This window comes from Oleiphilus sp. HI0132, assembly GCF_001635845.1.
Map to the genome: position 1 here is coordinate 1 of NZ_LWGJ01001637.1, position 605 is coordinate 605.

Below are 605 nucleotides of genomic sequence, written 5' to 3' on the forward strand. Positions count from 1 at the left end.
TAGACCACCCATATCCTTGATACCACCAATACTACGCTCTAGCTTCTGCATTTCGCGAGTCAGCATCAAAGATTCTTTTTTAGTCAACTTATCAAAAGTACCATCAGTGCTTTGAGTCTCAAGATCGCGGAAACGACGAATGCTCTGACGAATCGTTTTGTAGTTAGTCAACATACCACCCAACCAACGGTGGTTTACGTAAGGCATACCAGCGCGGCTTGCCTCTTCTTTAACAATCTTGCCAGCAGCACGCTTAGTACCAACGAACAATACCTTGTTCTTACCCTCTGACAGCTTTTTAACGAAAGCTAAAGATTCATTAAACGCAGGAACTGTTTGCTCCAGGTTAATGATATGAATTTTGTTACGAGCACCAAAGATGTACTTACCCATTTTAGGGTTCCAGTAACGAGTTTGGTGACCAAAGTGTACACCTGCTTTAAGCAGGTCACGCATAGATACTGATGCCATGTTCTTTTCCTTTAATATGTTTGGGTTAGACCTCCACGAGTCCCATTAATCAACCATGAACCAAAACCACCGTAGCAGAAGCAGAACACAGCACCCAGATCAATGTGTCGAAACGTGTGCGGATTTAAGTCAAT

1 protein-coding gene is annotated in these 605 nt (G+C 43.0%); it reads right to left on the bottom strand.

Annotated features, from left to right (window positions below; all coding sequences use genetic code 11):
* A partial coding sequence (gene rpsB / locus A3766_RS25250; protein WP_068643190.1) for a 30S ribosomal protein S2 occupies positions 1-471 on the bottom strand: 471 nt, incomplete at its 3' end.
* Positions 472-605 lie beyond the last annotated feature (134 nt).